19 protein-coding genes are annotated in these 23,258 nt (G+C 63.7%); 7 read left to right on the forward strand and 12 right to left on the reverse strand.

Annotation, left to right across the window (positions count from 1 at the left end):
- The first annotated feature begins 127 nt into the window (after positions 1 to 127).
- Both BJQ17_RS07285 and speA read left to right on the forward strand, forming a co-directional pair.
- The gene (locus BJQ17_RS07285; RefSeq protein WP_003255318.1) at positions 128 to 499 is read left to right on the forward strand and encodes a translation initiation factor Sui1; all 372 of its coding nucleotides are present in this window, start codon (positions 128 to 130) and stop codon (positions 497 to 499) included.
- A gap of 150 nt (positions 500 to 649) precedes the next feature.
- Positions 650 to 2,563 (forward strand): arginine decarboxylase, encoded by a 1,914-nt coding sequence (gene speA / locus BJQ17_RS07290; protein ID WP_003255317.1) that lies wholly within the window; start codon positions 650 to 652, stop codon positions 2,561 to 2,563.
- 35 nt (positions 2,564 to 2,598) lie between these two features.
- Here speA and BJQ17_RS07295 read toward each other — a convergent pair whose 3' ends face one another.
- From BJQ17_RS07295 to BJQ17_RS07300, 3 genes are all read right to left on the reverse strand, one after another.
- A complete protein-coding gene (locus tag BJQ17_RS07295) occupies positions 2,599 to 3,030 on the reverse strand; it encodes a hypothetical protein (protein ID WP_003255316.1) in 432 nt (143 codons plus the stop codon).
- The gene (locus BJQ17_RS29750) at positions 3,008 to 3,394 is read right to left on the reverse strand and encodes a polymorphic toxin type 44 domain-containing protein (protein WP_172402827.1); all 387 of its coding nucleotides are present in this window, start codon (positions 3,392 to 3,394) and stop codon (positions 3,008 to 3,010) included. Before BJQ17_RS29750 ends, BJQ17_RS07295 begins: the two co-directional genes overlap by 23 nt.
- A 96-nt stretch (positions 3,395 to 3,490) precedes the next feature.
- Positions 3,491 to 4,846 carry an MATE family efflux transporter gene (locus BJQ17_RS07300; protein ID WP_004577006.1) on the reverse strand — a complete coding sequence of 452 codons (1,356 nt, stop codon included), beginning with the start codon at positions 4,844 to 4,846 and terminating at the stop codon, positions 3,491 to 3,493.
- A gap of 279 nt (positions 4,847 to 5,125) precedes the next feature.
- Between BJQ17_RS07300 and BJQ17_RS07305 the strand changes: the two genes are divergently transcribed.
- The gene (locus BJQ17_RS07305) at positions 5,126 to 10,027 is read left to right on the forward strand and encodes an alpha-2-macroglobulin (protein ID WP_070095817.1); all 4,902 of its coding nucleotides are present in this window, start codon (positions 5,126 to 5,128) and stop codon (positions 10,025 to 10,027) included.
- A 151-nt stretch (positions 10,028 to 10,178) separates the two neighbouring features.
- Here BJQ17_RS07305 and BJQ17_RS07310 read toward each other — a convergent pair whose 3' ends face one another.
- Positions 10,179 to 10,472, reverse strand: a complete 294-nt coding sequence (locus BJQ17_RS07310; protein ID WP_004577004.1) for a hypothetical protein — start codon at positions 10,470 to 10,472, stop codon at positions 10,179 to 10,181.
- Positions 10,473 to 10,549: 77 nt separating this feature from the next.
- On the opposite strand from BJQ17_RS07310, the gene pbpC reads away from it, so the two are divergent.
- Both pbpC and BJQ17_RS07320 read left to right on the forward strand, forming a co-directional pair.
- Positions 10,550 to 12,904, forward strand: a complete 2,355-nt coding sequence (pbpC, locus tag BJQ17_RS07315) for a peptidoglycan glycosyltransferase PbpC (protein WP_070095818.1) — start codon at positions 10,550 to 10,552, stop codon at positions 12,902 to 12,904.
- Between the two features lie 92 nt (positions 12,905 to 12,996).
- Complete coding sequence (locus tag BJQ17_RS07320; RefSeq protein ID WP_070095819.1) at positions 12,997 to 14,661, forward strand: ShlB/FhaC/HecB family hemolysin secretion/activation protein; 1,665 nt, start codon at positions 12,997 to 12,999, stop codon at positions 14,659 to 14,661.
- Positions 14,662 to 14,735: 74 nt separating this feature from the next.
- Here BJQ17_RS07320 and BJQ17_RS07325 read toward each other — a convergent pair whose 3' ends face one another.
- The 8 genes from BJQ17_RS07325 to BJQ17_RS07360 all read right to left on the reverse strand — a co-directional run bounded on the left by BJQ17_RS07325 (position 14,736) and on the right by BJQ17_RS07360 (position 20,991).
- Positions 14,736 to 15,512 carry a response regulator transcription factor gene (locus BJQ17_RS07325; protein WP_003255308.1) on the reverse strand — a complete coding sequence of 259 codons (777 nt, stop codon included), beginning with the start codon at positions 15,510 to 15,512 and terminating at the stop codon, positions 14,736 to 14,738.
- A gap of 119 nt (positions 15,513 to 15,631) precedes the next feature.
- A complete protein-coding gene (locus BJQ17_RS07330; RefSeq protein WP_003255306.1) occupies positions 15,632 to 16,102 on the reverse strand; it encodes a prepilin peptidase in 471 nt (156 codons plus the stop codon).
- 305 nt (positions 16,103 to 16,407) lie between these two features.
- Entirely contained in the window at positions 16,408 to 16,977 is a 570-nt protein-coding gene (locus BJQ17_RS07335; RefSeq protein WP_003255304.1) for a DUF4136 domain-containing protein, read from the reverse strand.
- A 19-nt stretch (positions 16,978 to 16,996) separates the two neighbouring features.
- Positions 16,997 to 17,632 carry a DUF4136 domain-containing protein gene (locus BJQ17_RS07340; RefSeq protein WP_070095820.1) on the reverse strand — a complete coding sequence of 212 codons (636 nt, stop codon included), beginning with the start codon at positions 17,630 to 17,632 and terminating at the stop codon, positions 16,997 to 16,999.
- A 22-nt stretch (positions 17,633 to 17,654) separates the two neighbouring features.
- Positions 17,655 to 18,404, reverse strand: a complete 750-nt coding sequence (locus tag BJQ17_RS07345) for a methyltransferase domain-containing protein (protein ID WP_003255300.1) — start codon at positions 18,402 to 18,404, stop codon at positions 17,655 to 17,657.
- Complete coding sequence (locus tag BJQ17_RS07350) at positions 18,401 to 18,706, reverse strand: MazG-like family protein (protein WP_003255298.1); 306 nt, start codon at positions 18,704 to 18,706, stop codon at positions 18,401 to 18,403. The genes BJQ17_RS07345 and BJQ17_RS07350 overlap by 4 nt, the downstream gene beginning before the upstream one ends.
- Positions 18,707 to 18,784: 78 nt before the next feature.
- On the reverse strand, positions 18,785 to 19,636 hold the full coding sequence (locus BJQ17_RS07355; protein WP_003255296.1) for a MaoC/PaaZ C-terminal domain-containing protein: 852 nt from the start codon (positions 19,634 to 19,636) through the stop codon (positions 18,785 to 18,787).
- A gap of 2 nt (positions 19,637 to 19,638) precedes the next feature.
- Positions 19,639 to 20,991 carry a 3-oxoacyl-ACP reductase gene (locus BJQ17_RS07360; RefSeq protein ID WP_003255294.1) on the reverse strand — a complete coding sequence of 451 codons (1,353 nt, stop codon included), beginning with the start codon at positions 20,989 to 20,991 and terminating at the stop codon, positions 19,639 to 19,641.
- A gap of 117 nt (positions 20,992 to 21,108) precedes the next feature.
- On the opposite strand from BJQ17_RS07360, the gene BJQ17_RS07365 reads away from it, so the two are divergent.
- Positions 21,109 to 22,386: an acetyl-CoA C-acetyltransferase gene (locus BJQ17_RS07365; protein WP_060538847.1), complete on the forward strand. Its 1,278-nt coding sequence runs from the start codon at positions 21,109 to 21,111 to the stop codon at positions 22,384 to 22,386.
- An 89-nt stretch (positions 22,387 to 22,475) separates the two neighbouring features.
- A complete protein-coding gene (locus tag BJQ17_RS07370) occupies positions 22,476 to 23,255 on the forward strand; it encodes a helix-turn-helix transcriptional regulator (protein ID WP_003255291.1) in 780 nt (259 codons plus the stop codon).
- The last annotated feature ends 3 nt before the right edge of the window (positions 23,256 to 23,258 follow it).

Below are 23,258 nucleotides of genomic sequence, written 5' to 3' on the forward strand. Positions count from 1 at the left end.
CTGCGCGCCCTTTTCGGGCTGCCGCAATTCTTGCAGCAGTAGCGCCGCCCCTGCCAGAGTGGGGCTTCGCGGTCGGCCTCAACCCCAAGGCACGACCAGTTTTTGTCCTCAGCACCGAGGAACAAAAGTGGCCAAGAAAGCTTCTTCCTTTTCCGCCCTTGGCGGTCTCGTGTACTCCACCGACGCCGGTCGGCACTGCCCCGACTGTGGCCAGCCGGTGGACGCCTGCACCTGCAAGCAGCAAATCATCCCCGAAGGCGACGGCATTGCCCGCGTGCGCCGCGAAAGCAAAGGCCGTGGCGGCAAGACCGTGACCACTGTCACCGGCGTGCCGCTGCCGCCCGACCAGCTCAAGGAGCTGGCGACCACGCTCAAGCGCCGCTGCGGTACCGGCGGCGCCCTGAAGGACGGGGTTATCGAGATCCAGGGCGACCATGTCGAGCTGTTGATCGGCGAGCTGACCAAACAGGGTTTCAAGGCGAAAAAGTCCGGCGGCTGAGGCCATCGCACGATTTTTTGCCCAGCGCTTTCTAAACTCGTTCCCGTGGTCAGAGTCTATGCCTGAGCACGGATGAATCGTCATTTTCAGCTTTTACACTCGCCCCGCTGCCTGCGGGCAGTGTCTTCGACTTATTTATAGGGGACTTGAATGTCCGTACGACGCACACGCAAAGACGATGGTAGCCAATGGACCGTGGCTGACAGCCGCAGTGTTTATGGCATCCGCCATTGGGGCGCTGGCTATTTCGCGATCAATGAAGCCGGGCGCGTCGAAGTACGCCCCAACGGCCCTCAAAGTGCTCCGATCGACCTGTTCGAACAGGTCGACGAACTGCGCCAGAGCGGCTTGTCGCTGCCCTTGCTGGTGCGCTTCCCTGACATTCTGCAGGACCGTGTGCGCCAGCTGACCGGTGCCTTCGACGCCAACATCGCGCGCCTGGAATACCAGAGCCAGTACACCGCGCTGTACCCGATCAAGGTCAACCAGCAGGAAGCGGTGGTGGAAAACATCATCGCCACGCAAAACGTTTCCATCGGCCTGGAAGCCGGCTCCAAACCTGAGTTGCTGGCAGTGCTGGCGCTGGCGCCGAAGGGCGGCACCATCGTCTGCAACGGCTACAAGGACCGTGAGTTCATTCGCCTGGCGCTGATGGGTCAGAAGCTTGGCCACAATGTGTTCATCGTCATCGAGAAAGAGTCGGAAGTGGCCCTGGTGATCGAAGAGGCTGCCGAGCTCAAGGTGAAACCACAGGTTGGCCTGCGCGTTCGCCTGTCGTCGCTGGCCTCGAGCAAGTGGGCCGACACCGGTGGCGAGAAGTCCAAGTTCGGTTTGTCCGCCGCCCAGTTGCTTTCGGTGGTGCAGCGCTTCCGCGATGCGGGCCTGGATCAGGGCATCCGCCTGCTGCACTTCCACATGGGTTCGCAGATCGCCAACCTGGCTGACTACCAGCACGGTTTCAAGGAAGCCATCCGTTATTACGGCGAACTGCGTGCGCTGGGCCTGCCGGTCGACCACATCGACGTGGGTGGCGGCCTGGGTGTGGACTACGACGGCACTCACTCGCGCAATGCCAGCTCGATCAACTACGACATGGACGACTACGCCGGCGTGGTGGTGGGCATGCTCAAGGAGTTCTGCGACGCACAGGGCCTGCCGCACCCGCACATCTTCTCGGAGAGTGGCCGTTCGCTGACCGCGCACCACGCCATGCTGGTGATCCAGGTGACCGACGTCGAGAAACACAATGACGACGTACCGACCATCGAGAACAAGGAAGCCCTGCCCGAGACCGTGCAGTGGCTGGTCGACCTGCTTGGCCCGACCGACATCGAGATGGTCACCGAGACCTACTGGCGCGCCACCCACTACATGGGTGATGTGGCCGCGCAGTACGCTGATGGCAAGATCAGCCTGGGCGAGAAAGCCTTGGCCGAGCAGTGCTATTTCGCCGTGTGCCGCCGTCTGCACAACTCGCTGAAAGCCCGCCAGCGCTCGCACCGCCAGGTGCTGGACGAGCTGAACGACAAGCTGGCCGACAAGTACATCTGCAACTTCTCGGTGTTCCAGAGCCTGCCTGACACCTGGGCCATCGGCCAGGTCCTGCCGATCATCCCGCTGCACCGCCTGGACGAAGAGCCGATGCGGCGTGCGGTATTGCAGGACCTGACTTGCGATTCCGACGGCAAGATCAACCAGTACGTTGACGAGCAGAGCATCGAAACCAGCATGCCGGTGCATGCGGTGAAGGAGGGCGAGGATTACCTGCTGGGCGTGTTCCTGGTGGGTGCCTACCAGGAAATCCTGGGTGACATGCACAACCTGTTCGGTGACACCGACTCGGTGAACATCTACCAGAATGCCGACGGCAGTGTGTACCACGCGGGTATCGAGACCCACGACACCATCGAAGACATGCTGCGCTACGTGCACCTGTCGCCGGAAGAGTTGATGACGCATTACCGCGACAAGGTCGCCAGCGCCAAGATCACTGCGCGTGAGCGGACCCAGTATCTGGATGCCTTGCGCCTGGGGTTGACCCGGTCTTCGTACCTGTCCTCCTGAAATGCAAAGGGGCCGTTGCGCGGCCCCTTTGACTATCACTCTCGGTGAGCCGTCGCGGTGAGTTCGATTGTAATGGGCAATACTGCGCCACCCTCTTCGAGAAGAGTGGTACTCGAATAGCTGTAGACCTGCTCCTCAGTCCGCGCCGTTATTTTCAGGCCCTCCACGTGCAGCACGGCGCCCGATTGGCGAGTGACCAGGAAAGGCGTCAGCCTTTCAAGGCCCTTCAAGACCCGATCATCGTGCTGTTGTTTTTCAGCCACAAAGTACAAGTAGGTCAGCGGCACTGTCGCCCCACCAGCATCGCTGAGCACCTCATAAATGGCACTCTGCTTGCCAATTGGAGTTTCAGAAACAATCTTGGTCAACACAGGCCTTGCATCTCTGGAGAAGATCCATAGGGTTTGACCGAGGATAAGCAGAAGCAGGCAAGCAATCAGCCATCTAATACCCGTATGATTTGGCATATTCGATCCCTTTTTTGATCCATTCCTGATCCTCGGGGTCGTCGCCATAAGGGGAGCTGCCCCACCATGATCCAAATGCTGAATTACTGGTCCCCGCGCGGCTCTGTGCCCATCCCGCCCCCCTCAACAGGAATTCCTCCGAAAGGCCAGCAGCAGTTCCAGTTGCACCATAATTGAAATTACCTAAAGCCTCATATTGCCTTCCCTGTTGCTTGTAATCCCACTCGCCTCGATTACGAACCTTCGAATAGAACCACGACACTAGAAAAGCACTGCCGCCATTTTTAAAGTAGTTACGCTCTTTGCTTGCAGCGTGCATGTTGCTAAGTACTGAGACACCTGATGGCGCGGGTGGAGGGTACATGATGGCTCCTTGCTCTTAGGCCGTTGGTGTGAGCCCCCTCCATGGGTTCTGCCTTTATCGGCCTGAGGCTTGGAAGCAGTCAATCGAGCATATTTTTCATATTGTGTTTCCGGGCCCTGTGACCCACTTGCCCTCCAGTTTCAGTTTCCATCCAACCCACCCCAACGTCACCGCCCGCAACCCCATGAACCCAAGAAACGCCATCCACAACCCATGGTTGCCCAACCCGCTCATGGCCAGTGCCACCGGCAGCGCAATCAACACCGAAACCAGCATTGCATTACGCATTTCCCGCGCCCGGGTCGCGCCGATGAACAAGCCATCCAGCAAGTAACTCCACACCGCGATCAACGGCAGCAACGCCAGGTAGGGCAAATACGGATAAGCCGCCGCCCGCACACTGTCGATATCAGTCTGTAAGTCGATGAACAGGTGCCCACCCAGCAGGAACAGCCCGGCAAACCCCACGCTGGTGATCAGTGACCAACCACAAGCGACCACCAGCGAGCGGCGCAAAGTGTCGCGGTCACGGGCACCAATGGCATGGCCGCACAAGGCCTCCACCGCATGGGCCAGCCCATCCAGCGCATAGGCCGTCAGTAGCAGGCCATTGAGCAACAGGGCGTTGGCCGCCACGGTCGCTTCACCCAGACGCGCGCCCTGCACGGTGATCAGCAGGAACACCAGTTGCAGTGCCAGGCTACGCAGGAAGATGTCGCGGTTCACCGCCAGCAGTGGCCTCCAGGCCTGCCAGCGCTTGAGCGCTGCCCACACGATCTGCCCCGGGTAAGCCCGCAGGGCCGGGCGGGTCAGGGCCAAACCGAGCAGGGCGGCACTCCATTCGGCAATTACCGACGCCCGCGCCGAGCCCAGTACACCCCAGTCCAGGCCCAGCACGAACCACAGGTTCAAGGCGATGTTCAGCAGGTTGGTGGTCAGCAGGATGGCCAGTGGCGCCCTGGCGTTCTGGGTGCCGAGGAACCAGCCGACCAGCGCGTAACTGGCCAGCGCCGCAGGCAGGCCAAGCAGGCGGGTATGGAAGAAGTCTTCGGTGGATTGCTGCAGGGCTGCGCTGGGTTGCATCGCATGGAGTGCCAGCTGGCTGAAGGGCAGGGCCAGCAGGCCGATCAACAGGGCGAAGCCGACCGCCAGCAGCAGCCCTTGCACCAGTACCTGGCGTAACGCTGCACCGTCGCCACGGCCGGCGGCCTGAGCAGCGAAGCCGGTGGACCCCATGCGCAGGAAGCCCATCAGGCCGACCATGAAGGTGAACAAGGTGGCGCCCACGGCCACGGCGCCCAGTTGGTGGGCGTGCGGGAGATGACCGATGACCGTGCTGTCGACCAGCGCCACCAGCGGTACCGAGATGTTGGACAGGATCATCGGCGCGGCCAGCGCCCAGACCTTGCGGTGGGTGGGGCGGTGGCGCCAGTCGGCAGCGAGTTGGGGCATGTGCATTCCATGAGATTTTGGGGCCGCTGTGTGCCCCTTCGCGAGCTTGCTCGCTCCCACAGGAAAGTGTTGCTCTTGCGGCCGGCGCCAAACCTGTGGGAGCGGGCAAGCCCGCGAAGGGACGCAATGCGGCCCCTTTAACGAATCGCCACAGTGTAACGACCAGGCAACCATTTAGCGCGACCATGGTCTGACCTGGCGCGCAACGCCGGGTGCTGCACCTGACGTTGCGCTATAGTTGCTGCCCTCACGTACACGCTGCCCAAGAGTTCCTATCTCATGTTCAACAAAGGATTGTTGCTGGCCTGCGCGCTGGCGTTGCTCAGTGCCTGTGACTCTTCCACGCCGGGCAAACCGGCGCCGGTCGAGAAAACCGTGGCGCCCGCGCCCGCCGAAACCCCCGCCCCCAAGCGTGAGGACCCGGCCGTGCTCGCCAAGCGCTACGAGGGCCGCGAACTCACGGTGCTGGACGTATCGGAAGTGCAGCTCGATGGCGCGGCAACGCTGTCGATCAGCTTCTCAGCACCGCTGGATGCCAAGCAGGACTTCGCCACCAAGGTGCACCTGGTCGACACCGTCAAGGGTAAGCTAGATGGCGCCTGGGAACTCTCCGACAACCAGATGGAGCTGCGCCTGCGCCACCTGGAGCCGCAGCGCAAGCTGGTGCTGACCGTCGACAAGGGGCTGCTGGCAGTCAACGGCAAGCAGCTGGACAGCGAGTCGATCACCCGCCTGGAAACCCGCGACATGCAGCCGACCATCGGCTTTGCCAGCCGCGGCTCGCTGCTGCCTACCCGCCTGGCCGAAGGCCTGCCGGTGATTGCCCTGAACGTCGACAAAGTGGATGTCGAGTTCTTCCGCGTCAAGCCAGACATGCTCTCGACCTTCCTGGCCAACTGGGGACGCAACAGCAGCCTGTACTACTACCAGTCCAAGGAAACCTTGGACATGGCCGAGCTGGTCTACAGCGGCCGCTTCGATCTGAACCCGGCGCGCAACACGCGCGAGACCGTGTTGCTGCCGATTGCCGGCATCAAACCGTTGCAGGCGCCAGGGGTGTACCTGGCAGTGATGCGCGCCTCGGGTACCTACGATTATTCTCAGCCGGCAACCCTGTTCACCCTCAGCGACATCGGCGTGTCGGCCCACCGCTACCGCGACCGTATCGACGTGTTTGCGCAAGCCCTGGAAGGCGGCAAGGCGCTGAGCGGCGTCAACCTGGAAATCCATGACGAAAAGGGCAAGCTGCTGGCCCAGGCCACCACCGATGGCAAGGGGCATGCCCAGCTGCCGATCACGCCAAAGGCCGATACCCTGATTGCCACCCAGGGCGTGCATACCACGCTGCTGCGCCTGAACACCGCAGCCCTGGACCTGGCCGAATTCGACATCACCGGGCCTCAGGCCAACCCGCTGCAGTTCTTCATCTTCGGCCCGCGTGACCTGTACCGCCCGGGTGAGACGGTGCTGCTCAACGGCCTGCTGCGCGACCAGGACGGCAAGCCGGTCAAAGCCCAGCCGGTGAGCGTGGAAGTGCGTCGCCCGGATGAACAGGTGAGCCGCAAGTTCGTCTGGGAAGCCGACAGCAATGGCTTGTACCAGTACCAGTTGCAACTGGCCACCGAGGCCCCGACTGGCCGTTGGCAACTGCTGCTCGACCTGGGTGGCGGGCGCAAGCAGGTCTATGAATTCCTCGTTGAAGACTTCCTGCCCGAGCGCCTGGCGCTGGAGCTCAAGGGCAGCAGCACACCGCTTTCGCCGGATGAAGATGCGCGTATCCAGGTCAATGGCCGTTACCTCTATGGTGCGCCGGCCGCCGGCAACCGCCTGAGCGGTCAGGCCTATGTACGCCCGCTGCGCGAGGCAGTACCGGCGTTGCCTGGCTACCAGTTCGGCTCGGTCACCGAAACCGATCTGAACCAGGACCTGGAACTGGACGAAGTCACCCTTGACCAGGCCGGCAAGGCGGTGGTCGATATCGAAAGCCGTTGGGCCGAAGCCCGCTCTCCGCTGCAACTGACCGTGCAGGCCAGCCTGCAGGAGTCGGGTGGCCGGCCGATCACCCGGCGCCTGGAGCAGCCTATCTGGCCGGCTGAGCGCCTGCCGGGCCTGCGAGGCCTGTTCGAAGGTGAGGAGACCGATAGCGACGGGCCCGTGGAATTCGAATTCCTGGTGGCCGACCGCGACGGTAACAAACTGGCGGCCGACGCGCTTAAGGTGCGCCTTGTTCGCGAACGCCGCGATTACTACTGGAATTACTCGCAAAGCGACGGCTGGAGCTACGCCTACAACGAGAAGTTCCTGACCCAGAACGAAGAGACGATCAGCGTCAAGGCAGGTTCCACCGCCAAACTCAGCTTCCAGGTTGAGTGGGGCCCGTACCGCGTCGAGGTCGAAGACCCGCAGACCGGTCTGGTGTCCAGTGAGCGCTTCTGGGCCGGCTATCGTGCCCAGGACAACGCTGAGGGCGGCGCGGTGCGGCCGGACCAGGTCAAGCTGGCGCTGGACAAACCCTCCTACACCGAAGGCGCTACTGCCAAGGTCACCGTCACCCCGCCCGCTGCGGGCAGCGGCTACCTGATGATCGAGTCCAGCGATGGCCCGCTGTGGTGGCAGGAGATCGATGTGCCCGCCGAGGGCAAGACCTTTGACGTGCAACTGGACAAGGCCTGGGCCCGTCACGACCTGTACATCAGCGCGCTGGTTATCCGCCCTGGTGAGCGCAAGGCCAATGCCACGCCCAAGCGCGCCGTGGGCGTGCTGCACCTGCCGCTGGACCGCGCCGAGCGCAAGCTTGTGCTGAGCCTGCAGGCGCCGGAAAAAATGCGCCCGAAACAGCCTTTGACAGTGAAGGTAAAGGCCGCCAACGCCGATGGCAGTGTGCCCAAGCAGGTGCATGTGTTGTTGTCGGCGGTGGACGTGGGCATCCTCAACATCACCGATTTCAAAACCCCCGACCCGTTCGCCAGCCTGTTCGGGCGCAAGGCCTATGGTGCCGATCAACTGGACATCTACGGCCAGTTGATAGAGGCCGGCCAAGGCCGCCTGGCCAGCCTGGCGTTCGGTGGTGACGCAGCGATGGCCAAGGGGGGCAAGCGCCCCAACACTACGGTAACCATCGTCGCCCAGCAGAGCCTGCCGGTGACGCTGGACGACAAGGGTGAGGGCCAGGCCACGGTCGACATCCCCGACTTCAACGGTGAACTGCGGCTGATGGCGCAGGCCTGGACCGAAGAGCACTTCGGCATGGCCGAAGGCAAGACCGTGGTCGCCGCGCCGTTGATTGCCGAGCTTTCGGCCCCGCGCTTCCTGGCCGGTGGCGACCGTACCAGCCTGGCACTGGACCTGGCCAACCTGTCCGGCCGCGCCCAGCAACTGAGCGTCGAAATCACCACGGATGGGCAACTGAGCCTGGCGGCCAATGCCGTGCAGAGCGTTAACCTGGCCGAAGGGCAGCGCTCGACGCTGATGATTCCGGTGCAGGCCCAGGGGGGGCTGGGGCAGGGCAAGGTGCATGTCCGGGTGACGGGCCTGCAACTGCCGAACGAGCCGGTCAATGCGTTCGAACGTGAGTGGACGCTGGGCGTGCGCCCGGCCTACCCGGCAATGCTCAAGCACTACCGTGTGGCCTTGAAGGACCAGCCGTGGACTCTGCCCGAAGCAGACCTGGCCGCCTTCGAACCCGCAGGCCTGGAAGCCAGCCTGGCCTTGTCGAGCCGGCCGCCGCTGAACCTTGCCGAGCAGATTCGCGCGCTGCAAGCCTACCCCTACGGCTGCCTCGAACAGACCACCAGCGGCCTGTACCCTTCGCTGTACGCCGATGCCGACAGCCTCAAGCGCCTTGGCATCAAGGGCGAGCCGGCGGATGTGCGCAAACGCAAGATCGAAATGGGCATCGAGCACCTGCTGGGGATGCAGCGCTACAACGGCAGCTTTGGCCTGTGGAGTTCGGACAGCGAGGAAGAGTACTGGCTGACCGCCTATGTGACTGACTTCCTGCTGCGTGCCCGTGACCAAGGGTATGGCGTACCCGCCGAGGCATTGAAGAAGGCCAGTGAGCGCCTGCTGCGTTACCTGCAGGAACGCAACCTGATCGAAGTGGACTACAGCGAAAATGCCGACCACACGCGCTTTGCGGTGCAGGCCTACGCGGCGCTGGTGCTGTCGCGCAGCCAGCAGGCGCCGTTGGGTGCCCTGCGCGGGCTGTTCGAACGTCGCGCTGATGCCCGCTCCGGTCTGCCGCTGGTACAACTGGCAGTGGCGCTGGACAAAATGGGCGACAAACCGCGTGCCGAGCAAGCCTTGCAGGCGGGCCTGGGCATCAGCCGTGGCAAAGGCTGGCTGGCCGATTATGGCAGCGCCCTGCGTGACCAGGCACTGATCCTGGCGCTGCTGCAGGAAAGCAACCTGGCCAGCAGCCAGGTCGATCAGCGCCTGTTCGCCTTGTCGGATGGACTGGCGGCCAACCGTTGGCTGTCGACCCAAGAGCGCAATGCACTGTTCCTCGCTGGCCGTGGCCTGCTGGGCAAGCCGGAAGGCCAGTGGCAGGCACGCCTGGACAGCGCGGGTGAAGTGCGCGAGTTGAACAATGCCGAGGCCGGTATGAAGCTGGAAGGCCCGTTACTGGCCTCGCCTCTGAGCGTGCAGAATGAAGGCAACGAGACGCTGTACCAGCAACTGACCTTGTCCGGCTACCCACGACAGGCACCTGCTGCTGGCGGCAACGGCCTGCAGATTCACAGAGAGTACCTGGGCATGAATGGCCAGCCGCTGGACCTGCACAACCTGCGCAGTGGCGACCTTGTGCTGGTGCACCTGGCGCTCAAAGCTGAGGACCGCGTGCCGGATGCGTTGGTGGTGGACCTGCTGCCGGCCGGCCTGGAGCTGGAAAACCAGAACCTGGCTCAAAGCGCCGCCAGCCTGGACAACGCCAGCAGTGCAGTGAAGGCGTGGCGCGAGTCGATGCAGAATGCCAGCGTGGTGCATCAGGAGTACCGTGATGACCGTTATGTTGCCGCGCTCAAGCTTGACGGCTATGGCACCACCCACCTGCTGTACCTGGCGCGAGCAGTGACCCCGGGCACCTACCGCGTGCCGCCGCCGCAGGTCGAGTCGATGTATCGGCCGAACCTGCAGGCCGTGGGCGATGGGCAAGGGGAGATGACGGTGAAGGCCCGCTAGAGGCCCGCTCTACGCGGACAATGTGGGAGCGGCCTTGCGTCGCGATAGGGCCGCAAAGCGGCCCCGACAATTCAAACGGCGAAGCTGAAAGCCTGGGGCTGCTGTGCAGCCCTGTCGCGACGCAAGGCCGCTCCCACAAAGACCGCGCAGATCAGTGGATCACCCAGCTCATCACCCACAGCCCCAGCACCAGCCAGATGATTCCGAGGATGATCGAGGCGCGCATGAATGCGCGGATTGCCGAGTACAGCAGCATCAGGCCGATGATCAGGGCCAGGATGCTCAGCAGCGAAGTGTCCATGCCCAAGGTGCGCGACAGGCCATCGATGAAGTTGCCACCGGCATTGGCCAGCAGGTTGAACAACCCGCTCAATGCGTCGACGATGAAGCGGATCAACGACCCCAGTGCCTGGCCCAGCCACTCGAAAAAACCTTCTACATGCATAGTTGCTTCCTGATGAAAAAATCGGCGAGGTTGTCGTCCCAAAGCCTTTGGCCATTACCTGGCCAGGTCGGTTCCCGATGCCAAGCTTAGCGCGACCACGGTGCCGTGCGGGCAGGTTGTTGCGTGCCACGCTGATCAGTCTGCTGGTGCTCGGCAGCCTGTTCTGGCTGGCTGATCGTATCTGGCCGCTGCCGCTGCCGGGTGATGACCTGGCCCGGGTAGTGCTGGCCGAAGACGGCACACCCTTGTGGCGCTTTGCCGATGCTGATGGCGTGTGGCGCTACCCCGTGAGCCCTGAAGAGGTTTCGCCGCTTTACCTGCAGGCTTTGCTGACTTATGAGGACCGTTGGTTCTACAACCACCCAGGGGTCAACCCGCTGGCATTGGGCCGCGCGGCCTGGCTGAACCTGCGCGGCGGGCGTGTCGTGTCGGGCGGCAGCACATTGTCGATGCAGGTGGCACGCCTGCTCGACCCGCACGACCGTACCTTGGTCGGCAAACTGCGCCAGCTATGGCGCACCTTGCAGCTGGAATGGCACTTGTCCAAGCGCGACATCCTGCAGATCTACCTGAACCGCGCACCTTTCGGCGGCACGCTTCAGGGCGTGGCGGCAGCCAGCTGGGCGTACCTGGGCAAGTCGCCCCTGCACCTGACACCTGCCGAAGCGGCACTGCTGGCCGTGCTGCCCCAGGCACCCAGCCGGCTGCGCCCGGACCGCCACCCCGAGCGTGCCCAGCGTGCCCGGGACAAGGTGCTGCAGCGCCTGGCGGAATACCAGGTATGGCCGGCCCAGCAAATTCGCGAGGCGGCCGAGGAGCCGCTGGTGTTGGCGCCACGCCAGGAGCCGGCCCTGGCGCCATTGTTGGCCCGGCGCCTGAACAGCGCTGACAGCCCGCCGCTGATCCGTACCACGCTTGACGCTGCGCTTCAGCGGCGCCTCGAAGACTTGCTGCTGGGCTGGCGCGCACGGCTGCCGGAGCGTACCTCGGCCGCCATTCTGGTGGTCGAAGCGCAGAGCATGGCGGTGCGCGCGTACCTGGGCTCGATAGATTTGTCTGATGAGCGCCGCTTTGGCCATGTCGACATGGTGCGCTCGTTACGTTCGCCCGGCTCCACCCTCAAGCCGTTTCTTTACGGCATGGCGCTGGACGATGGCCTGATCCATTCCGAATCGCTGTTGCAGGATGTTCCACGACGCTATGGCGACTATCGCCCTGGCAACTTCTCCATGGGGTTCAGCGGGCCGGTGTCGGCCAGCTCGGCGCTGGCCCTGTCGCTCAACCTGCCCGCCGTGCAATTGCTGGAGGCCTACGGCCCGAAACGCTTTGCCGCACAACTGCGCATGGCGGGCATGCCGTTGATACTGCCACCCCTTGCCGAGCCCAACCTGTCGTTGATCCTGGGCGGTGCCGGCAGCCGGCTGGAGGACCTGGTCGGCGGCTACGCGGCGCTGGCGCGGGGTGGCAACAGTGCGCAGGTGCGCTTGCAGCCACAGGCCCCCCTGGTGGAGCACCGGTTGCTGTCACCGGGGGCGGCGTGGATCATCCGGCGTATCCTCAGCGGCCAGGCGCGCCCGGACCGCGACCCGCACGCCGAACTGGTGCAGCGCCCGCTACTGGCCTGGAAAACCGGCACCAGCTACGGCTTTCGCGATGCCTGGTCGATTGGCGTGGGGCCGCGTTACCTGATCGGCGTATGGATTGGCCGCCCCGACGGTACACCGGTGCCTGGGCAGTTCGGCCTGGCGTCGGCGGCGCCGCTGATGTTGCAGGTGCACGATCTGTTGAGCAATCGCGACAGCCAACGCGGCATCAGCGTCCCGGTAGCGCCGGTACCTGCGAATATCGGCGTTGCGGCGATCTGTTGGCCGCTGGGTCAGCCGATGAGCAAGCAGGACACCAACTGTCGGCGTCAGCGCTTTGCATGGACCCTGGACGGCACCACGCCACCCACCTTGCAGGCAGCCGACCAGCCGCTAGGCCTGGGCTTGCGCGAAAAAGTGTGGGTCAACGAGCAGGGCTTGCGGGTGGATGGTAGCTGCCCGGGCGCCAAGGCGCGTGACATCGCCCTGTGGCCGGCGCCGCTGGAGCCTTGGCTCCCCCGTGTCGAGCGGCGCATGGCACGTTTGCCGGCCATCGACCCGGCCTGCCCGCCGCAGGCGCCGCCCAGTGCACCACCGCTGTCGATTGTCGGCGTGCGCCCAGGCGACAATCTGCGCCGCCCGGCCACCAGCACTGAGCCGTTGCAATTGCAGGTCTCTGCCTTGGGGGGTGGTGGACGGCGCTGGTGGTTCCTCAACGGCCAGCCGTTGGGTGAAACCCAGGGGCAGGACAGCCTGTTGCTGCGTTTGCCACAGGTGGGGCAGGCCGAACTCAGCGCGCTGGACGAAAGCGGTCAGACGGCGCGGGTGGCGTTCCAGGTCAGTGAGTAGGTGTTCGACGACAGCCGGGCCAGCACCTACGCTTGCAAGTGACGGGTGTGACCGGCTGGCGCCCCGCAACCCATGGGAACATGGAGTGCCCTATGCGTCCTCTGGTCGTGCCCCTGATGTTGCTGCTTTGGGCACTTGCTGCCCACGCCGACCCGTTGCCGGGGTTTCTCGACAGCCATGAATACGAGCGGCGTCTGCCCAGCGCCAACCTGCCGATGACGGACTACTCCCCTGCGAGCCCCCGCATACGGCTGGCCGGGGCGGCTATCGACAACCCCGACTGGGCCCCGGCCAACACCCGGCTGGTACTGCATAAAGTGCGCTTCGAGGGCGGCACGGTGTTCCCCCTGGGCGACCTGCGCGAACACTATCAGCCGCTGATCGGGCGCGAAACCACGGTGGGTGAATTGCAGCAATACACCCAGCGCCTGACCCAACGCTACCGGCAGGAGGGCTACTTGCTGTCGTATGCCTACTTGCCTGCTCAGGATGTGGCCGATGGCAGGGTCAACGTGGTGCTGGTCGAAGGTTACGTACGTGATTACCGCGTGGACGGCGATATTGGGCCGGCCAGCGAGTATTTGCAGCAGCTGCTGGCGCGCATTGAGGCCGAGCGCCCACTGACCCGCGAAACGCTGGAGCGCTATCTGGGCCTGGCTACGCGCATGCCAGGGGTCGTGGTAGAGGCCGAACTGGCAATGGCGCGGGCTGCCGATGGTGTCGCCCAGCTGACCGTGCATGCACGGCGCAAGCCGCTCAGCGCCGCTGTGAGCGTGGCCGACTCCAGCCGTGATGCTGCACAGGCCCTGATCACCGTAGCCAGCAATGCTCAGACCCGCCATGGCGAACGTGTCAGGGCCAGCTGGCTGCTGCCCCCTGGCAATGACCGGGTCTACTACCAGCGTCTCGACTACAGCCAGTACCTGGACGCCGCCGGTAGCCAACTGCTGCTGTCGGCGTCGCGCTACCGCAGCGAGCCCGGCACGCGCATACGTTTGAACGATGGCCGCGATATCACCCGCGAGCACGACAGTGAGCGCTATGCGATCGGCCTGCGTCAGCCGGTGGTTGTCAGGCCGAATGAGTGGCTGGCGGTGCAGGGCCACGTGTACTCGGTCAGTGAGCATGATGAAGACCGGATGGCCGAGCAGCCACCGTCTCGCAAGTACGACACCTATGTGCGGGCGCTGTCATTCGAAGGTGACTGGCGCAAGGTGGAGCAGGGGCGTTTGCGTATCGTCAGTGCCGGGGTCCATCAGGGGCTGGACTACCTGGGGGCGCGCAGCGATGCTGACTACGATCTCGACTTCCTGCGCTTGCGGCTTTCCGGTTTGCAGAGCGACACCCTGTTGGAAAACGGGCAGGGGGTGGTGTCCGGGGCGTTGTACTGGAGTGATGATCGATTGCCCGACAGCGAGCGTGCGGGGTTTGGCGGGCAGCATTTCGGGCGCGGTTACCCGCGCGATCAGGCGGACGGTGACAAGGGCTGGGGTGTGGCTTACGAGCTCAACTACAGCGTGCGCAGTCGCTGGCTTGCGCGGGTTCAGCCCTATGCGGTGGTGGATACCGCTCAGGCCTGGCACAACCGGGGACCGGTGGAGGACGCCCATCTGGCGTCGGTGGCGCTGGGTGTGCGGTTAGGGGGTGGGCATGTGTTCAATGTGGCGCTGGAAGTGGCCAAGCCGTTGGCGGATGTGGCGCTGGATAGCCTGGACCGTGGGCCTCGGCTGTCGTTGAACCTGGCGATCCAGTTGTAGCAGGCAATTGTGGGCTTGCAGGAGCAGCCTTTCGCAGCGCAAGGCCGCTCCAGAATGGTGTGCCGAGCCTTCACTCAATGGGTCGTGAACCGCTGGTGCACGGGCGACGAGCTGGGGGTCAGCGCCAGAGCCAGCTGGGTGCGGTTGTGCATATGCGTCAAACGCAATACCTGAGACACATACAGCTTCACGGTGTTTTCGGTAATGCCCAGTTCACAGGCGATCTGGTAATTGGTCTTGCCCTTGCTAACCAGGCGCGCCACTTCCAGCTGGCGTGGTGACAGTTTCTCGAACGCTGCTGGCAGCTCGCTTTCGCTTTCTTCTGCATCACTGGCACGCCGGTGGGTGCCTTGGCCACGGGCTTTTTCCAGGTCCTGATACAGTTCGTCCACCGACTCGGCCAGTTCCTGCAAGCGCTGGTTCAATCCACCCAGATCGCGGATGTTGCGCTGGCGCTCCAGCAAGGCCTCTTCCTGCCGGCGGACGCCTGCCAGCAGTTCATCAAGGTCCATCGGCTTCTGGTAGTAATCGGCAAACCCTTCGCGTATCGCCCGGATCAAGTCCTGTTTCTCGGCACGCCCTGTCAACATGATGGCTTCGAACGTGCGCTGGCTGCCGTTGATTTCCTTCAAGGCGCGCACCAGCTCGATGCCATCCCGATCTGGCATGTGCAGGTCACAGATGAGCAAGCCGATGGTCGGGTCTGCCACATAGTGCTCGATGGCTTCGTCGGTTGAGAGGGCTGTAACGCAGGTATAGCCCTTGGTTTGAAGGAATTCACTCAGCTGTTCGACAATGACCGGTTGGTCATCAACCACCAACACCTTTACTTCACTCACTGATCTGGACACGATCAACTCCCTGTTCTTATACAGCCCTGCTCCCGTGCCAGACGCTCTGGCAGCTTAAAAGTAGTCGCACTCAGCGAATATGTACAAGGCGTGTACAGGTTATCGGACCACTGGAAGGCTTATTGGATCCATACGGCCGTTAGAAGAAAACCTGATAACACATAGGGCACGAACGCCTGCTTGTCGCCCATTTCCTCGGTCAGGGCCTGCAAACGCTTTTTTACCTTGGGGTTGAGCAGCGTCCACAGGCGGCGGCGGGTCAGTAGCCAGACCAGTACAGTGACACCCGCGCCAATGAAGGTGCCGAGCACATATTGCGGGCTGGTGGCCAGGGCCAGGGCGCCCATCAGCTTGACGTCGTCGGCGCCGAAGCGTCCGAGCATGTAGCCTGGCAGGGTCAGCAGCATGACGATGGCCAGCGCCCAACCGGCCTCGTTGGCTTCGGCGCCTATCCAGCTGTGGCCGGTGCTGAACAGCCAGGCCAGGGCGCAGCCAGCCACTCCCAGGGTCAGCACGTTGGAGATCTGGCGTTGACGCACATCCTGTTCGGAGCACAAGGCAAGCCACAGCAGGAGAACAATGCTTTGCATTGGCAGGTCGCCTTTCCCAAATGTTGAACACATCTACCCGGTCAGTCAGGTTTCCTTAAATGAAGATAGACGGGAACGTGCGGGGGAGTGCGGTTGGCATCTGAAAAAAGGCGTGCGTGGAATGGATTTTGTCGTAGCTGACACAGGCCAGGTCGGTGACGCAGTCGTACTTGGAATCGCCACCTATGTAGGCGTGGGTTCACCCGCGAACACCCGCGAAGCCGGTGCCATGCACCGGGCCAATTGCTTCGCGGGTAAACCCGCTCCCGCAGGGCCGCGGTGCATGTAAAAGCCGTGTTCCAACGCTATTTTTTGCTGCCCGGTGGGTAGTTGCCCAGCACCTTGGCCACGGTGTTGCGGATTGCGCTGTTACGTTCTTCCGGGCTTGGCGGGTAGTTGTTCATGATCTGCTCGGCACTGCCGCGCCATACCAGCTTGCCGTCACGCCCATCGAACATGTCGACCTGGATGGTGGCGACCTTGTAGTCGACACTGCGGGTTTCGTTGTACATCGGGCCACCCCAGTAGCCGCCCCAGTAGCCACCCCAGCCACCGCCGTAGTTGGTGGTGATCTGTTGTTGGCGCTGCTCCACGATCAGGTATGTGCGTACTGCCAGGTCGGGCCGCGCTCCGCCTTGTACCGGACGCAGGCCGCGTTGGTCGAGTTGGTCTGCCACCGCCTGGCGAATGCGCTGCTCGGTGAGGTCGCTCTTGATCCGCGGGTCATCCGGGCGGTACTGCAGGCCTGGCTCCTGCCATGCCCAGCTGCGGTAGGTGGCAAAATCGCGGCTGGCATCGAAATCCTGCTGGACGTTATTGCTCGAGCAGGCAGCGAGCAATAACGCGAATGACAGTAGAACGAGACGGCGCAACATGATGGTTCTCCGTTAGCTATTAACTGGGAGGATAGCCGCTGAGTGCCTTGTGCACAGAATCGCGCAAGGCACTTTCGCGTTCGCGGGGCGAGTCCTTGTTGCTGCTGCTTTCGGCGCTGGCGCTCCAGACCGGCTGGCCGCTGCGGGCGTCGTACAAGTCGATGCGCACCACCAGGACTTCGACCTCGTAGGTACGCACGATGGGCACGCTGGCATAGCCTCCATAACCGTGGCGGTAGCCGCCATAGCCGACCCCCCCATAGGGATACGGCCCGTAGTAGGGGTCGTAGGTGTCGTAGTCACGCACTTGGCGCAAGCGTTTTTCCAGGCGCATATCGGCGCTCACCAGCAAGTCGCCAGGGCCTGTGCGAGCGGGGCGCAGGCCATGCTGGTCGAGCGCACCGCTGACGGCATCGGCCAGTTGCGCCGGGTCGGCATCGACAACGCCGCTGGGCAACTGGCCGTTGCGCCAGCTCCAGCTGCGGTAGTGCCCATAATCACGAGCGGGCGCAGGGTATGCACTGGCGTCGAAGGTGGTGGCCGCCTGGGCAGGGGCTGGTGGTAACGGGCGGCTGCTGGCCACATAAGGGTTGCTGCCCTGGCAGCCAGCCAGGGCAATGGGCAGCAGGGCCAGGCACAACAGACGGTACGGCATGTGTTCCTCCTGGCGCGGCGGATTAGCGGGGGCGGCAAACCCAGTGCAGGTAGCGGCCAAGCCCGGCGAAGGTGGGGTGGCGACGGTGGGCCAGTTCCATTTCCAACAGGTCGAGCAGCTCGGCCTTGCTCTGGAATTCCTTGGGCATATAGTCGTGAAACACCCGCACGCCGCTTTCGCCTTCAACCTGCCACATAGGCTCAAGTTGCGCCTTGAGTTCGCGTGGATCAAGCGGTTTCTGTGGGGTCAGGCTCTGCTTTTCACCTTCCAGCCGGTTGCTGCGCAACTTGCGGAAATGGCCCTTGAGCAGGTTGCGATAGACCAGTGCGTCGCGGTTGTAGAAGGCCAGCGATAACCAACCGCCGGGGGCCGTGAGCTGGTGCAGCACCGGCAGGATGCTCTCGGGTTCGGCCAGCCATTCGAGCACGGCGTGGCAGAGCACAAGGTCGTAGCGCCCGGTCAGCTGACCGAGCAGGTCTTGCCAGGGTGCCTGGATGAAGGTCGCGGTCTGGCCGGCTTCGGCAAAGCGCGCCCTGGCGCCGTCGAGCATGGGCGCCGCGGGTTCGGCCAGGGTCAGCTGGTGGCCGCGCTCGGCCAGCCACAAGGCCATGTGGCCCAACCCGGCGCCGATGTCGAGGATGCGTAGCGGGCGGTCGGGTAGCGCTTCGGCCAGGTCGGCCTGCAGCACGGCCAGGCGGATCGCACCCTTGGCGCCGCCATAGATCTTTTCGGCAAAGCGGGTGGCCAGCTCATCGAAATGACGGTCGTTCATCGGGCGAAGCGCCTCTCGCTGTCGGCCAGCTTGGCACGCACCACTTGGTCCATGTCCAGACCCAGTTCGCTGCACAGCAGCAACAGGTAGAGCACCACGTCACCGATTTCCTGGCCGGCGTGGGCCAGTTTGTCGGCAGGCAGCTGGCGCGATTCGTCCTCGCTCAGCCACTGGAAGATTTCTACCAGTTCGGCCATTTCGACGCTGGCGGCCATGGCCAGGTTCTTCGGGCTGTGGAAGCCGCGCCAGTCATTGGTATCGCGGATCTGATGCAGGCGTTGGGTGAGTTCTTGCAGGTTCATCGGGGGTCTCCTATTGCTGCATAGCTTCTGCCCAGGCCCGATGCAAAGCAAGCGTATACCGCCAGGACAGGCCCGGCCCTACAGGCACTCCCAACGGCCGACCATATGCAGCACGTCCCCGTGCCCGTCCAGGCGCAGTTGGCCCGAAGGGCCCGCTTCACTGGCACTGAGCACCACCTCTGAAGGCAACCTGACCGGCTTGCGGAAGTCCACCTCAAAGGCAAAGCCACTGTGCGGCAAGTGCCCGCGCAGCGCGGCCAAGGCCATGGCCTTGGTCCACATGCCATGGGCAATGGCCGTTGGAAAGCCAAATAACCGCGCACTGACAGCACTGAGGTGGATAGGGTTGTAATCCCCGCACACCTTGGCATATCGTCGGCCGATATCACTGTCGGCATACCAGCGGGTGGCCTCGGGCAATGAATCAGGCGCCGTGTCGGCGGGCTCACTTGCCTCGCCTTCCAGGGTCAAGCCACGCACCAACATGCGGCTGGTCTCGCGCCAGAGCAGGCCGATGCCATCTTCAGCCTCGGTGACCAGGTCGAAGGTGCCACCTTTGGCGTGGCGCTGCAGGTTGTGCGCGTACACCGCAAAACGCAGCCCTTCGACAGCACCCAGGGGGCGCAGCACTTCGATGCGGTTGTGCAGGTGTACCAGACCCAGCAGCGGGAAGGGGAAATCATCGGCTGTCATCAGCTGCAATTGCAGGGCAAACGCCATCACATGAGGATAGGTCCCCGGCAGGCGGCCATCATCGGGAAAGTGGCAAAGCCTCCGATAGGCACCCAGATTGCCCGGTTGGACCCGCATGAAACAGCGCAGCCCATCGTCCGGCAGCCGGTCGCCGCTGATGGAGCGTTTGCTGGCTGCGCGCAGGTACAGGCTGGCGCGGGCGGCCGGGTTGTGCAGGTCGTGCCATTGTCGGCTCATGTTCAAGCCCCCATCAATGCCTGGCCGCACACCCGCAGCACCTGGCCGTTGACCGACCCGGAGCCTGGCTGGCTGAGCCACGCAATGGCTTCGGCGACATCCTGCGGGCGCCCACCCTGGCCCAGCGAACTCAAGCGCCGGCCCGCCTCGCGCAGGCCCATGGGCATGGCTGCAGTCATGTGGGTTTCGATGAAACCTGGGGCGATGGCGTTGATGCTGCCACCGCGCTCGGCGAGCCGTGGCGCCCAGGCCTGGGCCAGGCCGATCAGCCCGGCCTTGCTCGCGGCATAGTTGGCCTGCCCGCGGTTGCCGGCAATGCCGCTGACCGAGGCCAGCAGGGTGATGCGCGCGTTTTCCCCCAGCGCGCCGTTGTCATACAACGCCTGGGTGAGCACTTGCGGTGCCTTGAGGTTCACGGCCAGCACGGCGTCCCAGTATTCCGGCGTCATGTTGGCCAGTGTCTTGTCGCGGGTGATACCGGCGTTGTGCACCACGATATCGATGCCGTCGGGCAGGGCCGCGAGCAGTTGCGTTGCCGCATCGCTAGCGCATATATCCAGTGGCAGTGCCTTGCCGCCGAGGCGTGCAGCGAGGGCGTCGAGGTCCTGGCTGGCCTGCGGTACATCCAGCAGCAGTACATCGGCGCCGTCCCGTGCCAAGGTTTCCGCAATGGCGGCGCCGATACCGCGCGCAGCCCCCGTGACCAGCGCACGGCGGCCGCCGAGTGGGCGGGTCCAGTCCTCCACCTGGCCGGTGCAGGCTTGCAGGCGCAGTACCTGGCCAGAGATGAAGGCACTCTTCGGCGAGAGGAAGAAGCGCAGGGCGCCTTCCAGCTGATCTTCGGCACCGGGGGTGACATACAACAGCTGGGCAGTGGCGCCGTTGCGCAGTTCCTTGGCCAGTGAGCGGCTGAAGCCCTCAAGGGCACGCTGTGCAACGCTGGCCAGTGGGTCGTCGAGGCCTTCCGGTGCACGGCCCAGCACCAAGACATGGGCGCATGGGGCCAGACTGCGTAGCAGCGGCTGGAAAAATTCACGCAACTGCTTCAGTGCATCGCTGTCGGACAAGTGACTGGCATCGAATACCACGGCCTTGATTTTCGGCCCCAGGCCGGCCACCCAGGCTTCAGCCTGCAGGTTGTCGGCATTGAAGCTGTATACCTCGTCAGTGAGGCGCGGGGCGATGGCTTCGACCTGCTTCGCCAGTGGCCCGCCACCCAGTACCAGGGCACCTTCCACCGGCCGCAGGCGGCCAGCCTGCCAGCGCTCCAGTGGCGCCGGGCGTGGCAGGCCAAGGGCATCCACGAGGCGGCGGCCGAGATTGGAGTTGGCAAAACCGAGGTAGCGATCGCTCATGAGTGGTCTCCCGAAAGGCAAGCTTGAAAGTGTGGACCAACTTTGCGGCAGGGTCGTTCGAATGCGGTAAAAACACCTAGGCTGTACCGAACAAATTGTTTCAGGAGGAACACGCGCATGCGTTCAACTCGCCGGGTCGCGATCCTGGGCGGCAACCGGATCCCTTTCGCCCGCTCCAATGGCGCCTACGCCACGGCCAGCAACCAGGCGATGCTCACGGCCGCGCTTGAAGGCTTGATCGAACGCTATCGCCTGCACGGCCTGCGGTTGGGCGAGGTGGTGGCCGGTGCTGTGCTCAAGCACTCGCGCGACATGAACCTGACCCGCGAGTGCGTGTTGGGTTCGCGCCTGTCACCGCAGACCCCGGCCTATGACATCCAGCAGGCCTGCGGTACCGGGCTGGAGGCTGCGCTGCTGGTGGCCAACAAGATTGCCCTGGGGCAGATCGAGTGCGGTATTGCAGGCGGTGTCGACAGCACCTCCGATGCGCCGATCGCCGTCAACGAAGGCTTGCGCCATATATTGCTGCAGGCCAACCGTGGCAAAAGCCTTGGCGAACGGTTAAAGCCCTTCCTCAAGCTGCGGCCTCATCACCTGAAACCCGAGCTACCACGCAATAGCGAGCCGCGTACGGGGTTGTCGATGGGCGAGCATTGCGAGCGCATGGCCCACACTTGGCGCGTTGGCCGCGCCGAGCAGGACGAATTGGCGCTGCTTAGCCATCAAAAGCTGGCCGCTGCCTATGCCGAGGGTTGGCAGGACGACCTGTTGACGCCGTTTCTTTCGCTGGTGCGGGACAACAACCTGCGCCCCGACCTGAGCCTTGAGCAGTTGGCCAGGCTCAAACCAGCCTTTGACCGCAGCGGGCAGGGCACGTTGACGGCGGGTAATTCCACGCCGTTGACCGATGGTGCTTCGCTGGTGCTGTTGGGCAGCGAAGCGTGGGCGCAGCAGCAGGGGTTGCAGGTGCTTGCCTATCTGGTCGATGGCGAAACCGCTGCGGTGGATTTTGTCACGGGGCGCGAAGGGTTGTTGATGGCGCCGGTGTATGCCGTGCCACGCTTGCTGGCACGCAATGGCCTGACGCTGCAGGACTTTGACTACTACGAAATCCACGAAGCCTTTGCTGCCCAGGTGCTGTGCACGCTCAAGGCCTGGGAAGATGCCGATTACTGCCGTGAGCGGTTGGGCCTGGAGGCGCCGCTGGGCGCGATCGACCGCAGCAAACTCAATGTGAAGGGCAGTTCGCTGGCGGCCGGGCACCCGTTTGCGGCAACCGGTGGGCGGATATTGGCCCACCTGGCCAAGCTGCTGGCGACGGCGGGTAAGGGGCGCGGGCTGATTTCGATCTGTGCGGCAGGCGGGCAGGGGGTGACCGTTATCGTCGAGCGCTGAAGCACCTCCAGGGTAACTGCAGAGGCGGTGAGTGCCTCGATCATGATCCAGCTGTTAGGCTTGTCTGGTCAGAACTACAAGAACATACCATGCCGATCATCGGACACCCCCGCGCTATCCCCGCGCTGGAACACCTGCCCAGACCGCTCTACGCCCGTGCCGAAAGCCTTGGCGCCGGTTCGTGGACTACCCGCCACCAGCACGACTGGGTGCAGTTCTCCTACGCCATCAGCGGTGTACTTGGCGTGTACACACGCGACGGCAGTTACTTCGCCCCACCGCAGTGGGGGGTGTGGATCCCTGCCGATGCCGAGCATGAAGTGGTCACCTCGATGCAAGCCGAGATGCGCAGCCTGTATGTGCGCCGCGATGCCTGCCCATGGGCGCCGGAACAATGCCGAGTGCTGGAAGTCACGCCGCTGGCGCGCGAGCTGATCAAGCAGTTCTGCCTGTTCCCGGCAGATTACCCAGAGGACGACAGCGCCGAATCGCGTCTGGTGGCAGTGCTGCTCGATCAGTTGCGCACCTTGCCGGAAGTCGGTTTTTCGCTGCCGTTGCCCCGCCACCCTGGTTTGCTGGCGCTGTGCAATGGCTTGATCGCTGCACCAGACCAGCCGCAGACCTTGCAGCAATGGGCGCGGGAGCTGGGGTGCTCGGAGAAGACGCTGATGCGGCTGTTTCAACGGGAAACCGGGTTGAGCTTTCGTAATTGGCGCCAGCGCATGCGGCTGTTGTCTTCGCTGGCGTTGCTGGAGGCGGGGGAGAATGTGACCGAGGCGGCGCTGGGGTGTGGGTATGACTCCACGTCGGCCTACATTGCGGCGTTCAAGCAGCTGTTTGGCGCGACACCGGGGGAATTGAAGCTCTGATTT

It is taken from the genome of Pseudomonas sp. NBRC 111139 (assembly GCF_001753955.1).
Lineage (GTDB): Bacteria > Pseudomonadota > Gammaproteobacteria > Pseudomonadales > Pseudomonadaceae > Aquipseudomonas > Aquipseudomonas alloputida.

What these genes read in the sequence shown, in the direction of transcription:
- speA (WP_003255317.1), top strand. Translation starts at nt 650, where the DNA reads ATGTCCGTACGACGCACACGCAAAGACGATGGTAGCCAATGGACCGTG.
- BJQ17_RS07295 (WP_003255316.1), bottom strand. Translation starts at nt 3,030, where the DNA reads ATGCCAAATCATACGGGTATTAGATGGCTGATTGCTTGCCTGCTTCTG.
- BJQ17_RS29750 (WP_172402827.1), bottom strand. Translation starts at nt 3,394, where the DNA reads ATGTACCCTCCACCCGCGCCATCAGGTGTCTCAGTACTTAGCAACATG.
- BJQ17_RS07300 (WP_004577006.1), bottom strand. Translation starts at nt 4,846, where the DNA reads ATGCCCCAACTCGCTGCCGACTGGCGCCACCGCCCCACCCACCGCAAG.
- BJQ17_RS07305 (WP_070095817.1), top strand. Translation starts at nt 5,126, where the DNA reads ATGTTCAACAAAGGATTGTTGCTGGCCTGCGCGCTGGCGTTGCTCAGT.
- BJQ17_RS07310 (WP_004577004.1), bottom strand. Translation starts at nt 10,472, where the DNA reads ATGCATGTAGAAGGTTTTTTCGAGTGGCTGGGCCAGGCACTGGGGTCG.
- pbpC (WP_070095818.1), top strand. Translation starts at nt 10,550, where the DNA reads ATGCCAAGCTTAGCGCGACCACGGTGCCGTGCGGGCAGGTTGTTGCGT.
- BJQ17_RS07320 (WP_070095819.1), top strand. Translation starts at nt 12,997, where the DNA reads ATGCGTCCTCTGGTCGTGCCCCTGATGTTGCTGCTTTGGGCACTTGCT.
- BJQ17_RS07330 (WP_003255306.1), bottom strand. Translation starts at nt 16,102, where the DNA reads ATGCAAAGCATTGTTCTCCTGCTGTGGCTTGCCTTGTGCTCCGAACAG.
- BJQ17_RS07335 (WP_003255304.1), bottom strand. Translation starts at nt 16,977, where the DNA reads ATGTTGCGCCGTCTCGTTCTACTGTCATTCGCGTTATTGCTCGCTGCC.
- BJQ17_RS07340 (WP_070095820.1), bottom strand. Translation starts at nt 17,632, where the DNA reads ATGCCGTACCGTCTGTTGTGCCTGGCCCTGCTGCCCATTGCCCTGGCT.
- BJQ17_RS07345 (WP_003255300.1), bottom strand. Translation starts at nt 18,404, where the DNA reads ATGAACGACCGTCATTTCGATGAGCTGGCCACCCGCTTTGCCGAAAAG.
- BJQ17_RS07350 (WP_003255298.1), bottom strand. Translation starts at nt 18,706, where the DNA reads ATGAACCTGCAAGAACTCACCCAACGCCTGCATCAGATCCGCGATACC.
- BJQ17_RS07355 (WP_003255296.1), bottom strand. Translation starts at nt 19,636, where the DNA reads ATGAGCCGACAATGGCACGACCTGCACAACCCGGCCGCCCGCGCCAGC.
- BJQ17_RS07360 (WP_003255294.1), bottom strand. Translation starts at nt 20,991, where the DNA reads ATGAGCGATCGCTACCTCGGTTTTGCCAACTCCAATCTCGGCCGCCGC.
- BJQ17_RS07365 (WP_060538847.1), top strand. Translation starts at nt 21,109, where the DNA reads ATGCGTTCAACTCGCCGGGTCGCGATCCTGGGCGGCAACCGGATCCCT.
- BJQ17_RS07370 (WP_003255291.1), top strand. Translation starts at nt 22,476, where the DNA reads ATGCCGATCATCGGACACCCCCGCGCTATCCCCGCGCTGGAACACCTG.